The organism is Streptomyces sp. NPDC001515 (genome assembly GCF_053597115.1).
The window spans coordinates 264171-281810 of record NZ_JBSFHN010000002.1; the positions used below are offsets into that span (position 1 = coordinate 264171).

Consider the following 17640-nt stretch of genomic DNA (forward strand, 5'->3'; position numbering starts at 1 on the left):
GTTCGGTGCGGCCCCGGGCGTCGTGCGGCTCTCCCGACCCCGTACCCTCGTACCTCGTGAGTACGGGCACAGCACAGGCGCAGACGGCGGACGGCACCGTGTGCGCGGTGCGGGATCTGGTGAAGACCTACCCCGCGGCCCGGGGCCGGCGCGGGGCGCCCGCCACGCCCGAGGTGCGGGCGACCGACGGCATCAGCCTGGACGTCCGGCGCGGCGAGATCTTCGGGCTGCTCGGCCCCAACGGCGCCGGGAAGTCCACCCTCGTCCGCCAGCTCACCGGACTCATGCGGCCCGACGCGGGCTCCGTCCACGTCCTCGGCCACGATCTGGTGCGCCACCCCGACCGGGCGGCCCGGCTCATCGGCTACCTCGGCCAGGAGTCGACCGCGCTCGACGAACTGACGGTCGGGCTCGCCGCCGAGACCACCGGCCGGCTCCGGGGCCTGCCAGTGCGCGAGGCCCGCGCCGAACGCGACGCCGTCCTCGCCGAACTCGGCCTCACCGAACTCGCCGCGCGCCCGCTGAAGAAGCTCTCCGGCGGGCAGCGCAGGCTCGCGTGCGTGGCCGCCGCGCTGGTCGGGGAGCGGCCGGTGCTGATCCTCGACGAGCCGACCACCGGCATGGATCCCGTCGCCCGGCGCGCCGTCTGGGCGGCCGTCGACCGGCGGCGCGCGGAACGCGGAGCGACGGTGGTGCTGGTCACCCACAACGTCATCGAGGCGGAGACCGTGCTCGACCGGGTCGCCGTCGTCGAACACGGCCGGGTCATCGCCTGCGACACCCCCTCCGGGCTCAAGGAACGCGTCGCCGGGGAGGTACGGGTGGAGCTGGTGTGGCGCGAGCGGGCGCCGCTGGACGTGCCCGAGGTGGCCGCTCTGCGGGCCTCGGCCCAGGAGTCCGGGCGCCGCTGGGTGCTGCGGCTCGGGCCCGACGAGGCGCGGGCCGCGGTCGCCGCGGTGACCGGTGGCGCGGCCTTCGCCGCACTCGACGACTTCACCCTGGCGACCCCCAGCCTGGAGGATGTCTATCTCGCGCTCGGCGGGGGAGCGACCCAGGGACTGGTGAAGGCGTGAACGCGATCAGTGCGGTGGCCGGGGCGGCCGGCACGGACAAAACGGCCGGGACACACGGGGGCGGCAGCGCCCCGGGGGCCGGGCCCGCGCCGCTGGCGCCCCGGGCCCGGCTCTTCCCCTCCCTCGCCGCGGTCTACCGGGCGCAGCTGAGCCGGGCCCGGGTGGCCCGGATCCCGCTGCTCTTCGTGGCGACCTTCCAGTCCGTCGGGATCATGGTCCTGATGCGCGGGGTCGTGGACGGGGGTGCCGAGGCCCGTGCGGTGGTGGCCGGATCCAGCGTCCTGGTCGTCGCCTTCGTCGCGCTGAACCTGCTCGCCCAGTACTTCGGGCAGCTGCGGGCGGCGGGCGGGCTCGACCACTACGCGACGCTGCCGGTGCCGCCCGCGGCGGTAGTGCTCGGCGCGGCCGGCGCGTACGCCTCCTTCACCGTGCCCGGCACGGTGGTCACGGCCGTGGCCGGCAGTCTGCTGTTCGGGCTGCCGATGGCCCATCTCTGGGTGCTCGTCGCCGTCGTCCCGCTCTCCGGGGCGGCCCTCTCCGGGCTCGGCGCCGCGCTCGGACTGCTCGCCCCGCGCCAGGAACTCGCCACGCTCCTCGGTCAGCTCGGCATGTCCGCGGCGCTGCTGCTGGGCGTCCTGCCGGCCGACCGGCTGCCCGGGCCGGTGGACTGGGCGCGGGACCTGCTGCCCTCCACGTACGGGGTCGAGGCGCTCTCCCACTCCTTCGACGCCCGGCCGGACTGGGCCGTCGTCGCCCTCGACCTCGGCGTCTGCGCGGCCGTCGGCGTCCTCTCGCTGGCCGTGGCGGCCTGGGCGTACCGCAGGGCGTCGGTCCGGTGAGGCGGCGGGCGGGGGCGCCTGGCACGATGGCACGGTGACCGCACCTCTGACGCCGCCGCACCAGCCCTCGCCCCACGACCCGTGGCAGAAGCCGCCGGAAGGGGACGGCCGTACGGGGTCCCATCCCTGGACCCCGCCCACGGAGGACGACGGGGCACTCCGTACGGATCTGCGGCGCGCGGCCGTCGTCGCGGGCCTCGTGACCGTCGCCGGTGTCCTCCTCGGACTGCTCTGGCTCTGGCTGGCACCGCGCGTTCCGCTGGTCTCCGACGACAGCGCGGTCTTCCTCAGCGACAGCGAGGGCGAGGAGGCGATCGGGGCCGACGGCACGTTCGCGCTGCTGGGCCTGGCGTTCGGGGCGGTCTCCGCGGGGCTCGTCTTCTGGTTCCACCGGCGCGGCGGGATTCCGCTCGTCGTCGGGCTCGCGGTGGGCGGGGTGCTCGGCTCGCTGCTCGCCTGGCAGCTCGGTACGCGGCTGGGGCCGACCGACGACGTGGTCGCGCACGCGCGGGAGGTCGGCAAGGGCGTGATCTTCGACGCGCCGCTGGAGCTGCATGCGAAGGGGGCGCTGCTGGCGTGGTCGCTGGCGGCGATGGCGGTGCACCTGGGGTTGACGGCGGTGTTCGGGCCCCGGGATCCGGAGCCGTGGGGGGTGTACGGGGTGCCGGGGGCACCGGAGGCGCCGGTTGGGGGGCCGGGTGCGCCTGTTGGGCCCGGTGCGCCTGGGGCGCCTGTGCCGCCCGGGGCGTCCGGGGCGCCCGGGGCGTCCGGGGGCGACGGGGCGTCCGGGGGCGCTGGGCCGGCCGCCGCGGGGTGAGCCGGGGGCGGGGTGTGGGGGGTGCCGCTGCGCGGGGCCTTTCCCCTCCCCGCCCCTTCCCGTTACCGGGGGCGCTGCCCCCGGGCCCCCGGTCCTCAAACGCCGGACGGGCTGGAGGTGTACCGGGTGGGCTGGGGTGTGCCGGGTGGGGGTGTCCTCAAGCGCCGGACGGGCTGGGTTGTGCCGGACGGGCTGGGTTGTGCCGGACGGGGTCGGGCTTGCCGGGTGGGGCTGGGTGGTGACCGGGGTGGGTTCCGGGGCCGTGCTGCGAGCGGGCTAGGCGCGGCCGATCGGGGCGAACGTTGCCGCGGTCAGGGTGGCCAGGTCGTCGGGGGAGAGTTCCACCTCCAGGCCGCGGCGGCCGGCGGAGACGCAGATGGTGGGGTGGGTGCGGGCGGAGGCGTCGAGGACGGTGGGGAGGCGTTTGCGCTGGCCGAGGGGGGAGATGCCGCCGCGGACGTAGCCGGTGGTGCGTTCGGCGGCGGCCGGGTCGGCCATGGCGGCGCGCTTGCCTCCGACGGCTGAGGCGAGGGCCTTGAGGTCGAGGGAGCCGGCCACGGGGACGACGGCCACGGTCAGCCGGCCGTCGACGTCGGCGACGAGGGTCTTGAAGACGCGGTCGGGGGAGACGCCGAGGGCCTCGGCGGCCTCCTCGCCGTAGGAGGCGGACGCCGGGTCGTGGTCGTACGCGTGCACGGTGAACGCGGTGCCCGCCGCGGTCAGCGCGACCGTGGCGGGGGTGCCGGCGGACTGGTTCTGCTTCTTCGGCTTCTTCGCCACGGGACGGGGGCTCCGGGTCGCTCAGTTGGGGTGGGTCGGGGCGCGGGTCAGGTCCACCGCGGGCAGCGACGGAAGATGACGGATGACGGCGGTCTCGGAGCGCAGCAGGGACAGCTCCTCGCGGAGCCGGGTCGCGGTGTCCGGGGCCTGGAGGAGCCGCTGCTTCGCGGGGATGTCCAGGACCGCGGCGGCGGCGACCAGGTACGAGACGACGGACGGTTCGTCGGGGAGGTCCGCCCCCGTGGTCAGGGACCGCTCGCTCGCGCCCGCCAGCCGCTTCTGGTAGCTGCGGAAGGCCCGCAGGACGCCGTCGGCGAGGGTGTCCGCGCCTTCGCCCGGGTCCTCCTCCAGCTCTTCGAGCTCCGCCGTGAGGTACGGGCCGCTCGCGTCCACGGAGAGCAGCCGCACCCGGCTCGTGCCGGTCGCGAGCACCTCGAAGCTGCCGTCCGGGCGCTCCCGGATCTTCGCCGCGTCGGCGACGCAGCCGACCCGGTGGAAGCTCTGGACCGGATCGGGGCCGAAGCCGTCGGCCGGGCCGCGTTCGGCCGGGAGCGTCACGGCGTCCGGCATGCCGGCCCCCGTCGGCGCGGTCTCACGGCCGTCGCGGACGGCGACCACGGCGAAACGGCGCGGTGCGTCCTCGTCGGTCTTCAGCAGCTCGCGCATCATGGCGCGATAGCGCTCCTCGAAGACGTTCAGCGGCAGCACGAGGCCCGGGAACAGCACCGCGTTCAGCGGGAACAGGGGCAGGCGAGCGGTGGTCACAGCGGTCAAGCGTAATGGCCGCGCGGCCGGCCCCGGTCGCCGGACGGCCTCCTGGCGGCCGCCCGCCGCCGCGCCCCGTCCCGCGCGTCCAGGAAGACCCCCAGCGGATCGGCCGAGACGGCCCCCCACGGGAACGACGACGCGTGCGGCCCGATCCGCTCGAACTGCTCCCGCGCCTCGGCCCAGCGACCCCGCGCCACCAGCACGTACGCCAGCAGATTGCGGACCTCGGCCGGCCACGGGTCGCCCGGCGCGAAGGCGGCGGACAGCGCGATCGCCAGATCGCAGGCGGCGTCGGTCCGGTCCAGCTGCACCGGGGTGGCCGAGGCGGCCGGGGCGTCGGTCAGCAGGGCGAAGGCGGCCCGCAGCGGCAGCGCCTGCACCAGCGAGCTGGGCAGCGCGTCCTCGGCCGCCCGCTCGGCGAAGTCGAAGCACTCGCGGTGCGAGCCGTACCAGGCGGCGGAGAGGTACTGGAGCGCGGCGACATGGCAGCCGTAATGGTGGGTGGAGCGCTGGACGGCCTGTTCCCACAGCGCCTCGAACGTGGTGTGCGTGGCCCGGGTGCCCCGGGCGTGGTCCAGTGCCAGCCGCCACGGCACCGGATCGCGCGGATCGCCCTGCGCCGCCGCCGTGATCACCGGCCCGACCGCGCGCAGCTGCTCCGCGCGGGCCGGTGAGTCCCAGGCCCGCTCCACGACGAGCTGTGCCTTGACCAGGGTGGCGTCGGGATCGTGCGGGGCCGCCGCCAGCCAGGACCGCAGCCAGCCGTCCCGATTCCTGGCGAAGGCCACCAGCCGGTTGAGATAGCGGTCCCGCAGCTCCCACTCCGCCGCGTCCCGGGTGGTCGCCAGCAGCTTGGCCGCCGGCTCGTACTCCCCGACGGCCGCGGCCACCAGGGCGGGCGACAGCCGCTCGTCGGGGGCGTCGAGCATCACCGCATGGTCCGCCGGCCAGCCGGCGGGCAGCTCCGGCACGGGCCGGACCATGCGCGCGGTGCGGAGCAGAGCACGGAGGAAAGGCATGGTGCAGACCATTGAAAAGCGCTGGTCGGGGCAGCGCCAGGGGGGTGCTGTGAAGCTTTGGTGCCGAGTGGGAGGGTTGCCCCGCCCATAGCCAAGAAAGAGTAAAGGAATGGGGTGGATTTTGGCTTGATCCGGCTGTTCCGGGGGCGTAGGCCGTCCGCCGGGGCGAACGGCCCTCACCTCGGAGCGCGCACCGGACGGGGCTCCGGAGAATCAGCCGCGCCGCAGCAGACGGGTGGCCCCGGCGGCGACCGTGGTGGCCAGTATCCAGCCCAGCAGGACGAGCACGGCGGCCAGCCACTGCCAGCCGCCCTCCATCCGCCAGTAGCCGTCCTGGCCGAGATTGATCACCGGCACCAGCAGGTCCAGCGCGTACAGCGCCGGGTTCCACTCCGGGTGCTCCTCCCCCTTGATCGCCGCCGGTTCGTACCGCGAGAAGACCAGCGCGCCCGTCGCCCACAGGACCGCCATCCACAGCGCGGCCCGCCCCGGCCGGTAGCCGTACGCCACCGTCCAGTCCTGGAGGAAGCCCCAGAGCTTCGCGGCGGGCGGCAGGGTCTCCCGGCGCCGGCGCTGCTTGGCCAGCAGCACCTCGCGGGCGTCCGAGTCCTCCCCGCTGGACCGCAGCACCGCCGCCAGCCGCTCGTACGGCTCCGGGGCGTACTCCGGGGTCGCCGCCGCCACCCATTCCAGCCGCCGGGCGAGCGGGAAGTGCCCGTACGGCACCAGGTTCTCGTAGACGAAACCGCCCATCGCGAGCCCGCCGGGCCCCGGCCAGCTGCTCGACACGTCGATCAGCGTGACGACCCTCGCCCCGTTGAGCACCACCCGGCCGCGCGCGGGCCGCTCCGGGTTGAAGCGCAGCTCGGGGACGGCGATCCGGCGCAGCGACAGCTCCTCGCGGTCCGCCAGCCGGAACACCGCCTTGTGCAGGTCGACCGCGTCGCCGAACCGGCCGTCGTCCAGCCGCACCCCGCCCCGGCAGCGGAAGACCTGCGGCCGGGTGCCGTGCGCGGGGGTGGGGGAGGAGGAGATGCCGTACGGCGGGGTGGTGCCCAGGTTGCCCGTGTCCACGCTCACCCACGCCTCGCTCATGTACAGCGTCCGCTCCACGCTCAGCTGCGGGGCGTTGAGCGCGCGCCGGCCCTGCGCCGCCCGCAGCCGGCTGCCCCGCAGGCTCAGCGAACCGCCCACCTTCGCCCCGCGCAGGCTCAGCTCCCCGAGCGTCTCGACCATCTCCGCCTGGAGGTCCTGGCCCACCGAGAGGCCGTCGCCCAGCAGCGCCCGCCCCTGCCGGTCCGGGCCGATGTCGATCTGGTTGAGCAGCAGATCCGTGCCGATCTGCGCGTCCGTGAGCCGGATCCCGCGCTCCACCCGGCACCGGGGCAGATGGAGATCGCCCTCGGTGCGCAGCCGCGCCGCCTCCAGCCGGGGCATCGCGCACCCCACGATCCGCAGGGTCGTGAAGTGGCACTCGGGCAGCAGGACCTCCTCGTCGAACCGGCAGCCCGTCATCTCCACGTACGGATCGACGCGGCCGCCGGCCAGGTCCAGCCGTCCCGTGATCCTCACCCCGCGGAGCTTCAGCGCCGCCACCCGGCCCGGCCGCGGCTGCGGGCCGTTCAGCAGCAGCCGGGCCACGACCCGGGCCTCCACACTGCGCTCGGCGCCCCAGCCCTGCGGGGCGAACGGATCGTCGCGCACCCCGTCGCGGGCGCGCAGGTCGTAGGTGGTCCCGGTCCGGAAGGACTGCCACATGCCCAGTTCGGCAGCGCTGAGGTCGTCCGGGAAATCCCCGTCGTGCGGTTCGGTCACCGACGCCCCTCTCGTTCGGAGCTGCCGGCCGGCGGGGGACGCGGTCCCTCCGGTTCCGGTCGGCCGTAATCCCGTTATTCCCTCTGCGTGACTGTGTGAACGCTCATAGTCAGCCGTGACGGCCAGGGCATGTATCAGCCAGTGATACGGGCGTCCGGGCGTCGGAGCCGGTCTGCGAGAATTGCGGTGTGATCTCTCGAATCGATCTGCGCGGCGATGCCCTCCCCGAGGGCGGCGCCCTGCGCGACCTGCTGCCCCGTGCCGAGTTCGACGTGGAAGCCGCCCTGGAGACGGTGCGGCCGATCTGCGACGACGTACGCCATCGTGGCTCCGCGGCAGTGATCGACTGGGGGGAGAAGCTCGACGGCGTACGGCTGGAAACGATCCGGGTCCCCGCCGACGCGATCGCCGCCGCCCTGGACGGGCTCGATCCCGCCGTCCGCGCCGCCCTGGAGGAGTCGATCCGCCGCGCCCGCCTCGTCCACCGCGAGCAGCGCCGCACCACGCACACCACCCAGGTCGTCCCCGGCGGCACCGTCACCGAGAAGTGGGTCCCGGTCGAGCGCGTCGGGCTGTACGTGCCGGGCGGACGTTCGGTGTACCCGTCCTCCGTGGTGATGAACGTGGTGCCCGCCCAGGAGGCCGGCGTCGAGGGCGTCGCCATCGCCTCCCCGCCGCAGAAGGAGTTCGGCGGACTGCCGCACCCCACGATCCTGGCCGCCTGCGCCCTGCTCGGAGTGGACGAGGTCTACGCCGCCGGGGGCGCCCAGGCCGTCGCGATGTTCGCGTACGGCACCGGGGACTGCCTGCCGGTCAACCTGGTCACCGGCCCCGGCAACATCTACGTCGCCGCCGCCAAGCGCCTTCTCAAGGGCCGCATCGGCATCGACGCCGAGGCCGGGCCCACCGAGATCGCGATCCTCGCGGACGCCACCGCCGACCCGGTGCACGTCGCCGCCGACCTGATCAGCCAGGCCGAGCACGACCCGATGGCCGCCGCCGTCCTGGTCACCGACTCCGAGGAACTGGCCGCCGCCACCGAGGCCGAGCTGGTCCCGCAGGTCGCCGCGACCAAGCACGTCGCCGACCGCATCGAGCCCGCGCTGGCCGGCCGCCAGTCCGCGATCGTCCTGGTCAACGACCTGGAGGACGGTCTCAAGGTCGTCGACGCGTACGCCGCCGAGCACCTGGAGATCCAGACGGAGAACGCCGCCGCCGTCGCGGACCGCGTCCGCAACGCCGGGGCGGTCTTCGTCGGCCCCTGGTCGCCCGTCTCGCTGGGCGACTACTGCGCCGGCTCCAACCACGTCCTGCCCACCGGCGGCTGCGCCTGCCACTCCTCGGGCCTGTCCGTGCAGTCCTTCCTGCGCGGCATCCACATCGTCGACTACACGCGCGACGCGCTCGCCGAGGTCACCCACCACGTGGTGACCCTCGCCGAGGCGGAGGACCTCCCCGCCCACGGCGCCGCGCTCAAGGCCAGGTTCGGGTGGAAGGTTCCCCAGCAGTGACGAACAGCAACGCCGGCGGCCCCACGGCCAACCCGTGGGACGCCCTGCCCCTGCGCGACGAACTGCGCGGCCAGTCCCCGTACGGAGCGCCCCAGCTCGACGTGCCCGTACGGCTCAACACCAACGAGAACCCCTACCCGCTGCCCGACGCCCTCGTCGACCGCATCGCCGAACGGGTCCGCGAGGCCGCCCGCCACCTCAACCGCTACCCCGACCGCAACGCCGTCGAGCTGCGCACCGAGCTGGCCCGCTACCTCACCCGCACCGCCGGGCACCGGGTCGAGGCCGCCAACGTCTGGGCGGCCAACGGCTCCAACGAGGTCCTCCAGCAACTGCTGCAGACCTTCGGCGGGCCCGGCCGCACCGCGATCGGCTTCGAGCCGTCGTACTCGATGCACGCCCTGATCGCCCGGGGCACCGGCACCGGCTGGATCTCCGGACCGCGCAACGAGGACTTCACCATCGACGTCGACGCCGCCCGCGCGGCCATCGCCGAGCGCCGCCCCGACGTCGTCTTCATCACCTCCCCCAACAACCCCACCGGCACCGCCGTCGACGCGGACACCGTCCTCGCCCTGTACGAGGCCGCGCAGGCCGCCAAGCCGTCGATGGTCGTCGTGGACGAGGCGTACGGCGAATTCAGCCACCACCCCTCGCTGCTCCCGCTGATCGAGGGCCGCCCCCACCTGGTGCTCTCGCGCACCATGTCGAAGGCGTTCGGCGCCGCCGGGCTCCGCCTCGGCTACCTGGCCGCCGACCCCGCCGTGGTCGACGCGGTGCAGCTGGTCCGGCTGCCGTACCACCTCTCCTCCGTCACCCAGGCCACCGCGCTCGCCGCCCTGGAGCACACCGACACGCTCCTCGGCTACGTCGCGCAGCTCAAGAGCGAGCGCGACCGGATCGTCACGGCACTGCGGGCCGCCGGCTTCGAGGTCACCGAATCGGACGCCAACTTCGTCCAGTTCGGCCGCTTCGCCGACAGCCACGCCGCGTGGCGGCAGATCCTCGACCGGGGCGTCCTGGTCCGGGACAACGGCGTACCGGGATGGCTGCGGGTCTCCGCGGGGACCCCGGAGGAGAACGACGCCTTCCTCGACGCGGTCCGCACGCTTGAAACAGAGAACGCCAAGAAGGAGCACGACGCATGAGCCCCCGCGTAGGCCGCGTGGAACGCACCACGAAGGAAACGTCCGTGCTCGTCGAGATCAACCTCGACGGCACCGGCAAGGTCGATGTCGCGACCGGTGTCGGCTTCTACGACCACATGCTCGACCAGCTCGGCCGGCACGGGCTGTTCGACCTCACGGTCAAGACCGACGGCGATCTGCACATCGACTCGCACCACACCATCGAGGACACCGCCCTCGCGCTGGGCGCCGCCTTCAAGCAGGCCCTCGGCGACAAGGTCGGCATCTACCGCTTCGGCAACTGCACCGTCCCGCTGGACGAGTCGCTCGCCCAGGTCACCGTCGACCTCTCCGGCCGCCCCTACCTGGTGCACACCGAGCCCGAGAACATGGCGCCGATGATCGGCGCCTACGACACGACGATGACCCGGCACATCCTGGAGTCCTTCGTCGCCCAGGCGCAGATCGCCCTGCACGTCCACGTCCCGTACGGGCGCAACGCGCACCACATCGTCGAATGCCAGTTCAAGGCGCTCGCCCGCGCCCTGCGCTACGCCAGCGAGCACGACCCGCGCGCCGCCGGCATCCTCCCCTCCACGAAGGGCGCGCTGTGACCGGCCTGAACACCGTCCTGATCCTGGTCGGCCTCTTCCTGGCCGGAGGGGTCTACTCGTTCGCCAAGCAGGGCATGCCCAAGGGCGTCATCGTGCTGCTCGGACTGGCCTCCGTGATGTGCCTGGTCGCGGGCGTCATGCGGATCCAGGGACTCTGGGACTGAGGAGCACGCACATGGACACCAAGAAGAAGGTCGTCGTCTTCGACTACGGCTTCGGCAACGTCCGCTCCGCCGAACGCGCCCTGGCGCACGTCGGCGCGGACGTCGAGATCACCCGCGACTTCGACACCGCGATGAACGCCGACGGGCTCCTCGTGCCCGGCGTCGGCGCGTTCTCCGCGTGCATGGAGGGGCTGAAGAAGGCCCGCGGCGAATGGATCATCGGCCGCAGGCTCGCCGGCGGGCGCCCCGTCATGGGCATCTGCGTGGGCATGCAGATCCTCTTCGAGCGCGGCATCGAGCACGGGGTGGAGACCGAGGGCCTGGACGAGTGGCCCGGCACCGTCGGCCCGCTCAAGGCCGACATCGTCCCCCACATGGGGTGGAACACCGTCGAGGCCCCCGAGGACTCCCAGCTGTTCGCCGGCCTCGACGCCGGCGCGCGCTACTACTTCGTGCACTCCTACGCGGCGCACGACTGGAGCCTCGACGTCACCAACCCGAAGATCCGTGCCCCCCGGGTCACCTGGGCCACGCACGGCGAACGGTTCGTGGCGGCCGTGGAGAACGGCGCGCTGTGGGCCACCCAGTTCCACCCCGAGAAGTCCGGCGACGCCGGCGCCCAGCTGCTGACCAACTGGATCGAGACGCTGTAATGCCCAAGCTTGAACTGCTCCCCGCCGTAGACGTCCGCGACGGCCAGGCGGTCCGCCTGGTACACGGCGAGTCCGGCTCCGAGACCTCCTACGGCTCCCCGCTGGAGGCCGCCCTGGCCTGGCAGCGCTCCGGCGCCGAGTGGCTGCACCTGGTCGACCTGGACGCCGCCTTCGGCACCGGCGACAACCGGGCGCTGATCGCCGAGGTGGCCGGCGCCATGGACATCAAGGTGGAGCTCTCCGGCGGCATCCGCGACGACGCCACGCTCGCCGCCGCCCTCGCCACCGGCTGCCGCCGGGTCAACCTCGGCACCGCGGCCCTGGAGACCCCGGAGTGGGTCGCCAAGGTCATCGCCGAGTACGGCGACCAGATCGCCGTCGGCCTCGACGTGCGCGGCACCACCCTGCGCGGCCGGGGCTGGACCCGCGACGGCGGCGACCTCTACGAGACGCTGGCCCGCCTCGACTCCGAGGGCTGCGCCCGCTACGTCGTCACCGACATCGCCAAGGACGGCACGCTCCAGGGCCCCAACCTGGAGCTGCTGAAGAACGTCTGCGCCGCCACCGACAAGCCCGTCGTCGCCTCCGGCGGCGTCTCCTCCCTCGACGACCTGCGGGCCATCGCCTCGCTCGTCCCCGAGGGCGTGGAGGGCGCGATCGTCGGCAAGGCGCTGTACGCGAAGGCGTTCACCCTGGAAGAGGCGCTGGAGGCGGTCTCCGCATGACCGCGTCCGCACCCGCGCGCCGGGGAGGTGCCCGATGACCCTGGCCGTACGTGTCATCCCCTGCCTCGACGTGGACAACGGCCGCGTCGTCAAGGGCGTCAACTTCCAGAACCTGCGCGACGCCGGCGACCCCGTCGAGATGGCCAAGCTGTACGACGCCGAGGGCGCCGACGAGCTGACCTTCCTCGACATCACCGCCTCCAGCGGCGACCGGGAGACCACCTACGACGTGGTCCGCCGCACCGCCGAGCAGGTCTTCATCCCGCTCACCGTCGGCGGCGGCGTCCGCACCACCGACGACGTCGACAGACTGCTGCGGGCCGGCGCGGACAAGGTCGGCGTCAACACGGCGGCCATCGCCCGCCCGGAGCTGCTCCGGGAGATCGCCGAGCGCTTCGGCCGCCAGGTGCTGGTGCTCTCCGTGGACGCCCGGCGCACCCCCGCCGGCACCTTCGAGGTCACCACGCACGGCGGTCGCAAGGGCACCGGCATCGACGCCGTCGAATGGGCGCACCGGGCCGCCGACCTGGGTGCGGGCGAGATCCTGCTCAACTCGATGGACGCCGACGGCACCAAGGACGGCTACGACACCGAGATGATCGCCGCCGTCCGCGCGCACGTGACCGTCCCCGTCATCGCCTCCGGCGGCGCGGGCCGGCTCGCGGACTTCGCGCCGGCCATCGACGCCGGGGCCGACGCGGTGCTCGCCGCGTCCGTCTTCCACTTCGGTGATCTGCGGATCTCCGAGGTCAAGGGCGCCCTCGGGGAGGCCGGTCACCCGGTCCGCTGATCCACGCCCGGCCGGATGCCGGGGGACGGGGCCGTGCCGCTCGGGCGGTGCGGCCCCGTCGCCGGCTCCCGGGCGCGGACCGCGCCCCGTTGTGCGCGCGCACAGCCGTACGACCTCCGCCCTGGGAGCGCGCACCGCAAGCCGGGACCCGGGACGCGGCGGCGGACGCATGTCTTCCGGCCCTGTTTACGCGGAAGTAACGTGCCGGACGTGACTCCCTCGACGACCGTCCGCAGTCCGCTCCGGCTGTACGGCCGCAGCGGTGAACTCGCCATCATCGACACCCTGTTGACACGTCTGCGGCACGGGGACGGCGGCGCGCTGGTGCTGACCGCGCTGCCCGGGACCGGCCGCACCGCCCTGCTGGAGAGGGCCGCGGCCCTCCACCGCGACCGGCACACCGGACCCGTCCTGTACGCCACCGCCGACCCCGCGGAGCGGCGGCTGCCCTTCAGCGGACTGCACGCCCTGCTCTGCTCGGCACCCGGCCCGCTCCCGTCGGCCCCGGACCGCCTGCTGCGCGAGGGCATCGCCCCCGCCGCGCTGCTCTCCCTGCTGCGCGGACTCGGTGCTGACCGGCCGCTGCTGGTCTGCGTGGACGACGCCGACGCCTGGGACGCCCGGTCGCGCGGCGCGCTGGTCTTCGCGGCCCGCCGACTCGGCGCGGGCAGCCGGGTCGCCGTGCTGGCCGGCGCCGGGGAGGAGGCGGGGCTCTCCGGGCTGCCCGCGCTGCGGCTCGGACCGCTCGACGACGACGCGGCGGCGGCCCTCCTGGACCGGCTCACCGGCGCCGAGGGCGGTACGGACCCGGTGGATCCGGTGGTCCGGGGCGAACTGCTGCGGGAGGCCGCCGGCAACCCCCGGCTGCTCGCCGGTCTCACCGCCCGGCTCACCCCCGGCCAGCTCGCCGGCCGCACCGCGCTGCCCTGGCCGCTGCCGGGCGCCGAGGACGTCCTGGAGGCGCACGCGGCCCGCCTCGACGCCCTGCCGCCGCACACCCGCACCCTGCTGCTGCTCGCCGCCGCGGCCCATGAGCACGAACCGGAGGGGACCGGGGCCGACACCGCCCTCCTGCTCCGCGCCGCCGCCTCCGCCGGGCTCGGCACCACCGCCCCGGACCTCGCCCTGCGCACCCCCGCCGCCACCGCGGGCGCCCTCCAACGGGCCGGCGACCGCGTCCACTTCAGCCATCCCCTGCTGCGCCGCGCGGTCCTCCACCGCGCCTCCCCCCGCCACCTCCGCGCCGCCCACGGTCTCCTCGCCGCCCTGCTGGCCCCCCGCCCCCGGCCCGACCGGCGGCCGGCGGACCGCACGAGGGGCTCCGCCGCCCCGGCGCCGGGCGGCTCCTCCGTTCCGGCCGTCCGGGGGTGGGCCGGCCGGGCCGCGCCCGTCGCGGCGGCGGCCGTCCCCGCCCGGCAGGCCCCCGCGCCCCGCGCCTGGGCGTCACCCGCCCCCGCGCGCCCCGTCGCCGGCGCGGCGGCTCTGCCCGCGCTCGTGCAGTGGGCGTGTGCCGCCGAGGGGCCCGACGACGGGCTGGCCGACGCGCTGGAGGCGGCGGCCACGGCCCCGCGCCCGCACGGGGAGCGGGCGGCGGCGCTGGCCCGTGCCGCGCGGCTGACCACCGACGAGGGGGTGCGGGCGGGACGGTTCGTCGCGGCCGCCGAGCAGACGCGGCTCGCCGGGGACGCCGGACGGGCCCGCGCGCTGCTCGCCCGGGTGGGCGCCCGGACGCCGCACGGCGGAGCCCATCTCGTACGGGGGCTGCTGGCCCTGCACGACGGGCCGGCCGCCGATGCCCATCAGGCGCTGCTGACCGCGGCGGACCTCCTCGCCCCGGCCGATCCGGGACGCGCCCTGGAGGCCCGGCTGGCCGCCGCCGAGGCCGCCTGGGCGATGGGGGACGCGCTGGCGTACCTGGACGCGCTGAGCCGGGCCCCCGTCGCCGCCGACCCGGCGCTCGGGCCGTACCGCGACGGGATCTGCGCCCTGCTGCGGGGCCGTCTCACCGAGGGGCGGACCCTGCTGCGGCGCTGTCTGGAGGACTCCGGCGGGACGGGGGACCCGGTGGCGCTGCTGCGCGGCGCGGTCTCGGCGCTGGTACTGGGCGATCTGGAGGCCGCCTGCCGGTGCGGGGCCAGGGCGCTCGCCGCCGTACGGGCCACCGGCATGGAGGCGCTGCTGCCACAGGCTCTGGAGCATCTGGCGTACGCGGAGCTGCGGGCCGGCCGGCATGCCCGCGCCCGCGCCCACGCGCGGGAGGGCCTGCGCGCCGCCTCCCGCACCGGGCAGCCGAACGCCGCCTCCCATCTGCACGCCGTCCTCGCCCTCGCCGCGTCTGTGGAGAGCGGACCCGAGGAGTGCGCGGGCCATGCCGAGGCGGCGCTGGCGGGCGCCGGGCCGCACGGGCTCGCCCAGGCCGCCACCCTCGCCACCTGGGCCCTGGCCCGCGCCGAACTGGCGGCCGGACGCTGCGGCGAGGCCGCGGCCCGGCTGGACCCCCTCGTCCGCCCCGGCCCCCGACGCGGCCACTTCGCCACCCGGATGCTCGCCGTGCCCTGCTACGTGGAGGCGTCCGTGCTGGCCGGCCGGACGGACCGGGCGGCGGGCGGCGGACCGGTCGCCGACGCCGTGGCGGAGTTCGCCGTCTGGGCGACCAGGACCACCGACCCCCAGGTCCCCGCCCAACTGGCCCGCTGCCGCGCCCTACTGGCCGCGCCGGGGGACGTGGCGGGCCGCTACGCGGAGGCGCTGACCCATCACGACCGCGCCGGCGGCGACTTCGAACGCGCCCGGACGCAGCTGCTGTTCGGGGCGTGGCTGCGCCGGCGGCGCCGTACCAGGGAGGCCCGGGAGCCGCTGCGGGACGCCCTGGTGGGGTTCGAACGGTGCGGCGCGCGGGCCTGGACGGACCGGACGCGCGGCGAACTGCGGGCGGCCGGCGAGGCCGTGGAGGCCCCGGCCGCGCACGGCGGCCCGGATCCGCTGACCGCGCTCACCCCGCAACAGGCCCGGATCGCCCGCTGCGTGGCCGAGGGGGCGACCAACCGCGAGGTGGCGCTCCGGCTCTCGGTGAGCACCCGGACCGTCGACCACCACCTGCGCAATGTCTTCGCCGCCCTCGGAGTGCGCTCGCGCACCGAACTCGCCCGGGTGCTGGGCCACTGAGGACCGTACCGGCCCCGGGGGAGCGGCGCCCCGGGCCCGGCCGAGCGGAAGGACCGGGCCCGGCCGGGCGGGGGAGCGGGCCGCGGCGAGCGGCGTGACCCGGCCGGGCCGAAGGGCGTGACCGGACCCGCTCGGGCCCGCGTCCCCGGGCCCGGCCGGGCGGTGTGACCGGGCCCCGGGAGCGGCCGTGTTGTCCGGAGGTTGCAGGACCGTGATGAGAAGGAGGCCGCAGACCCCTAGGTACCGACCGGCCGGTATGCCATATTGCGGACGTCAGGATGATTCGGTGTGCTCATGCCCAACGCCGGGCTGGGCCAACCGGAGCCGGCCGTTTCCGAGCCGGCCGAATCCCGGTGGAGGCCGCCATGCCGCAGGTCGTACATTCACGGGTCAGGGCGCTGCACGGGCCGCCCCCCGCCGCGCCGATGCCGCGCCGCTTCCGTTCGCTGGCCGATCGCGAGGCCGTCGCCGTACTGCACCGGGCCGCCCGCGCGCTGGTGGAGGCGCTGCCCGAGCTGACGGACCGGCTCGTGGAGGCGTTGCGCGAACGGGAACCCGCCTACCGGTCGGCCCTCGAAACCGACGCGGCGGAGATCTGGCAGGAGGTGCACCACTCGCTGCGCCACAACGTCGCCTCGCTCATCCAGCCCCGCGAGTTCCGCGAGGCCGCCCACCGCACCTCCCGACGCATCGGCGAGGTCCGCGCCGAGCAGGGCCTGCCGCTCGACGCCGTCCTGCACGCCTTCCGGCTGGGCGGGGCGATGGTCTGGCAGGACCTCGTCGACGAGACGGGACGCCGGCACCCGGAGGACGTCCGGCTCCTGGTCCATGTCGCGGCCGACGTCTGGAACTTCGTGGACGAGCACTGCGGGGTCGTCGCGGACGCCTACCGCCGCACCGAGCGCCGGCTCGCCTGGCGGCGCGAGAACCGGCAGCGCCTGATGACGGCCGCGCTGCTGGACGGCACCGCCCAGATCGCCGAACTCCCCGACGCCGCCGCGATGCTGGGCCTCCCCGAACGCGGCCGCTACGCCGTGCTCGCGGTGGCCGCCGCCCGCCGCGCCCCGCACGGCACCGCGTGCCCGCCGCTCGCCCTGCCCGCCGGGACCGATGTGCTCTGGCACCCCGGCCCCGAGGCCGAATTCGCGATCCTGCCGCTGGGCCGCCCCGAGGACCCCGACCCGTTCGCGGCGCCCGGCACCCTCCCCGACGCCTCCGACGCCGAGGCCCGGCTCGCCGCCCTGGTCGACGGGTTGTCCGTCCCGGCCGGGGCCCGGGTCGGGGTCGGTTCCGTCGTCGAGGGGCTGGCGGCCCTCGGGGGCGCCCGGCGGCGCGCCGAGACCGCGCTGCGCGCCTGCCCGGCCGGCGGCGGGGTGGTCCTGCTCGACGAGCATCTGCCCGCCGCCCTCGTCGTCTCCTCGCCGGACCTCGGCTCGGCCCTCGCCGCCCGGGTCCTGGGGCCGCTGGACCAACTGGACCCGGCCGACCGCGAGGTGCTCATCGAGACCCTGACCGCCTGGCTCGACTCGGACGGCTCGGCGCAGCGGGCGGGCGCCCGGCTCTACTGCCACCGCAACACCGTCCTCAACCGCCTCCGCCGCTTCGAACAGCTCACCGGCCGCTGCCTCACACGCCCCTCGGACGCCGTGGAGGTCTCCCTCGCCCTGGCCGCCCGCCGCCTGCTGACCACGTAACGCCGCCCCGCGCGCCCCGCCGGGGGCCGCCCCGCACCGCGCCGGGCCCTGTGGCCGCGCACAGTTCCGGCCGGTGCCGGCTGTAC

16 protein-coding genes are annotated in these 17640 nt (G+C 75.5%); 12 read left to right on the plus strand and 4 right to left on the minus strand.

Features of this window, described 5'->3' with window-relative positions; translation table 11 throughout:
- Positions 1 to 98 precede the first annotated feature (98 nt).
- The 3 genes from ACWCXC_RS04780 (at position 99) to ACWCXC_RS04790 (ending at position 2729) form a co-directional block, all read left to right on the plus strand.
- Positions 99 to 1073, plus strand: coding sequence for an ABC transporter ATP-binding protein (locus ACWCXC_RS04780; protein WP_450681075.1), 975 nt, complete (start codon positions 99 to 101; stop codon positions 1071 to 1073).
- Positions 1074 to 1165: 92 nt separating this feature from the next.
- Entirely contained in the window at positions 1166 to 1912 is a 747-nt protein-coding gene (locus tag ACWCXC_RS04785) for an ABC transporter permease (protein WP_450681076.1), read from the plus strand.
- Positions 1913 to 1946: 34 nt separating this feature from the next.
- Positions 1947 to 2729 carry an ABC transporter permease gene (locus ACWCXC_RS04790; protein ID WP_450680969.1) on the plus strand — a complete coding sequence of 261 codons (783 nt, stop codon included), beginning with the start codon at positions 1947 to 1949 and terminating at the stop codon, positions 2727 to 2729.
- Between the two features lie 276 nt (positions 2730 to 3005).
- On the opposite strand, the gene ybaK is transcribed toward ACWCXC_RS04790, so the two are convergent.
- The 4 genes from ybaK to ACWCXC_RS04810 form a co-directional block, all read right to left on the minus strand.
- Positions 3006 to 3509 carry a Cys-tRNA(Pro) deacylase gene (gene ybaK / locus ACWCXC_RS04795; protein ID WP_450680970.1) on the minus strand — a complete coding sequence of 168 codons (504 nt, stop codon included), beginning with the start codon at positions 3507 to 3509 and terminating at the stop codon, positions 3006 to 3008.
- A gap of 21 nt (positions 3510 to 3530) precedes the next feature.
- Positions 3531 to 4274 (minus strand): LON peptidase substrate-binding domain-containing protein, encoded by a 744-nt coding sequence (locus ACWCXC_RS04800; protein WP_450680971.1) that lies wholly within the window; start codon positions 4272 to 4274, stop codon positions 3531 to 3533.
- Between the two features lie 5 nt (positions 4275 to 4279).
- A complete protein-coding gene (locus ACWCXC_RS04805) occupies positions 4280 to 5296 on the minus strand; it encodes a hypothetical protein (RefSeq protein WP_450680972.1) in 1017 nt (338 codons plus the stop codon).
- Positions 5297 to 5509: 213 nt separating this feature from the next.
- On the minus strand, positions 5510 to 7111 hold the full coding sequence (locus tag ACWCXC_RS04810) for an oxidoreductase (protein WP_450680973.1): 1602 nt from the start codon (positions 7109 to 7111) through the stop codon (positions 5510 to 5512).
- Positions 7112 to 7299: 188 nt separating this feature from the next.
- Here ACWCXC_RS04810 and hisD point away from each other — a divergent pair, with 188 nt between their 5' ends.
- The 9 genes from hisD (at position 7300) to ACWCXC_RS04855 (ending at position 17554) form a co-directional block, all read left to right on the plus strand.
- Complete coding sequence (hisD, locus tag ACWCXC_RS04815) at positions 7300 to 8622, plus strand: histidinol dehydrogenase (RefSeq protein ID WP_450680974.1); 1323 nt, start codon at positions 7300 to 7302, stop codon at positions 8620 to 8622.
- The gene (locus ACWCXC_RS04820; RefSeq protein WP_450680975.1) at positions 8619 to 9770 is read left to right on the plus strand and encodes a histidinol-phosphate transaminase; all 1152 of its coding nucleotides are present in this window, start codon (positions 8619 to 8621) and stop codon (positions 9768 to 9770) included. Before hisD ends, ACWCXC_RS04820 begins: the two co-directional genes overlap by 4 nt.
- Positions 9767 to 10363, plus strand: a complete 597-nt coding sequence (gene hisB, locus ACWCXC_RS04825; RefSeq protein ID WP_037786278.1) for an imidazoleglycerol-phosphate dehydratase HisB — start codon at positions 9767 to 9769, stop codon at positions 10361 to 10363. The genes ACWCXC_RS04820 and hisB overlap by 4 nt, the downstream gene beginning before the upstream one ends.
- Complete coding sequence (locus tag ACWCXC_RS04830; RefSeq protein WP_450680976.1) at positions 10360 to 10527, plus strand: hypothetical protein; 168 nt, start codon at positions 10360 to 10362, stop codon at positions 10525 to 10527. The genes hisB and ACWCXC_RS04830 overlap by 4 nt, the downstream gene beginning before the upstream one ends.
- A gap of 11 nt (positions 10528 to 10538) precedes the next feature.
- Positions 10539 to 11180: an imidazole glycerol phosphate synthase subunit HisH gene (gene hisH / locus ACWCXC_RS04835; RefSeq protein ID WP_450680977.1), complete on the plus strand. Its 642-nt coding sequence runs from the start codon at positions 10539 to 10541 to the stop codon at positions 11178 to 11180.
- Positions 11180 to 11905 (plus strand): bifunctional 1-(5-phosphoribosyl)-5-((5-phosphoribosylamino)methylideneamino)imidazole-4-carboxamide isomerase/phosphoribosylanthranilate isomerase PriA, encoded by a 726-nt coding sequence (gene priA, locus ACWCXC_RS04840; protein ID WP_450680978.1) that lies wholly within the window; start codon positions 11180 to 11182, stop codon positions 11903 to 11905. The genes hisH and priA overlap by 1 nt, the downstream gene beginning before the upstream one ends.
- 34 nt (positions 11906 to 11939) lie before the next feature.
- On the plus strand, positions 11940 to 12695 hold the full coding sequence (hisF, locus tag ACWCXC_RS04845) for an imidazole glycerol phosphate synthase subunit HisF (protein WP_450680979.1): 756 nt from the start codon (positions 11940 to 11942) through the stop codon (positions 12693 to 12695).
- 210 nt (positions 12696 to 12905) lie between these two features.
- Positions 12906 to 15860, plus strand: coding sequence for a LuxR C-terminal-related transcriptional regulator (locus ACWCXC_RS04850; protein WP_450886637.1), 2955 nt, complete (start codon positions 12906 to 12908; stop codon positions 15858 to 15860).
- A gap of 365 nt (positions 15861 to 16225) precedes the next feature.
- A complete protein-coding gene (locus tag ACWCXC_RS04855) occupies positions 16226 to 17554 on the plus strand; it encodes a PucR family transcriptional regulator (protein ID WP_450680981.1) in 1329 nt (442 codons plus the stop codon).
- Positions 17555 to 17640 lie beyond the last annotated feature (86 nt).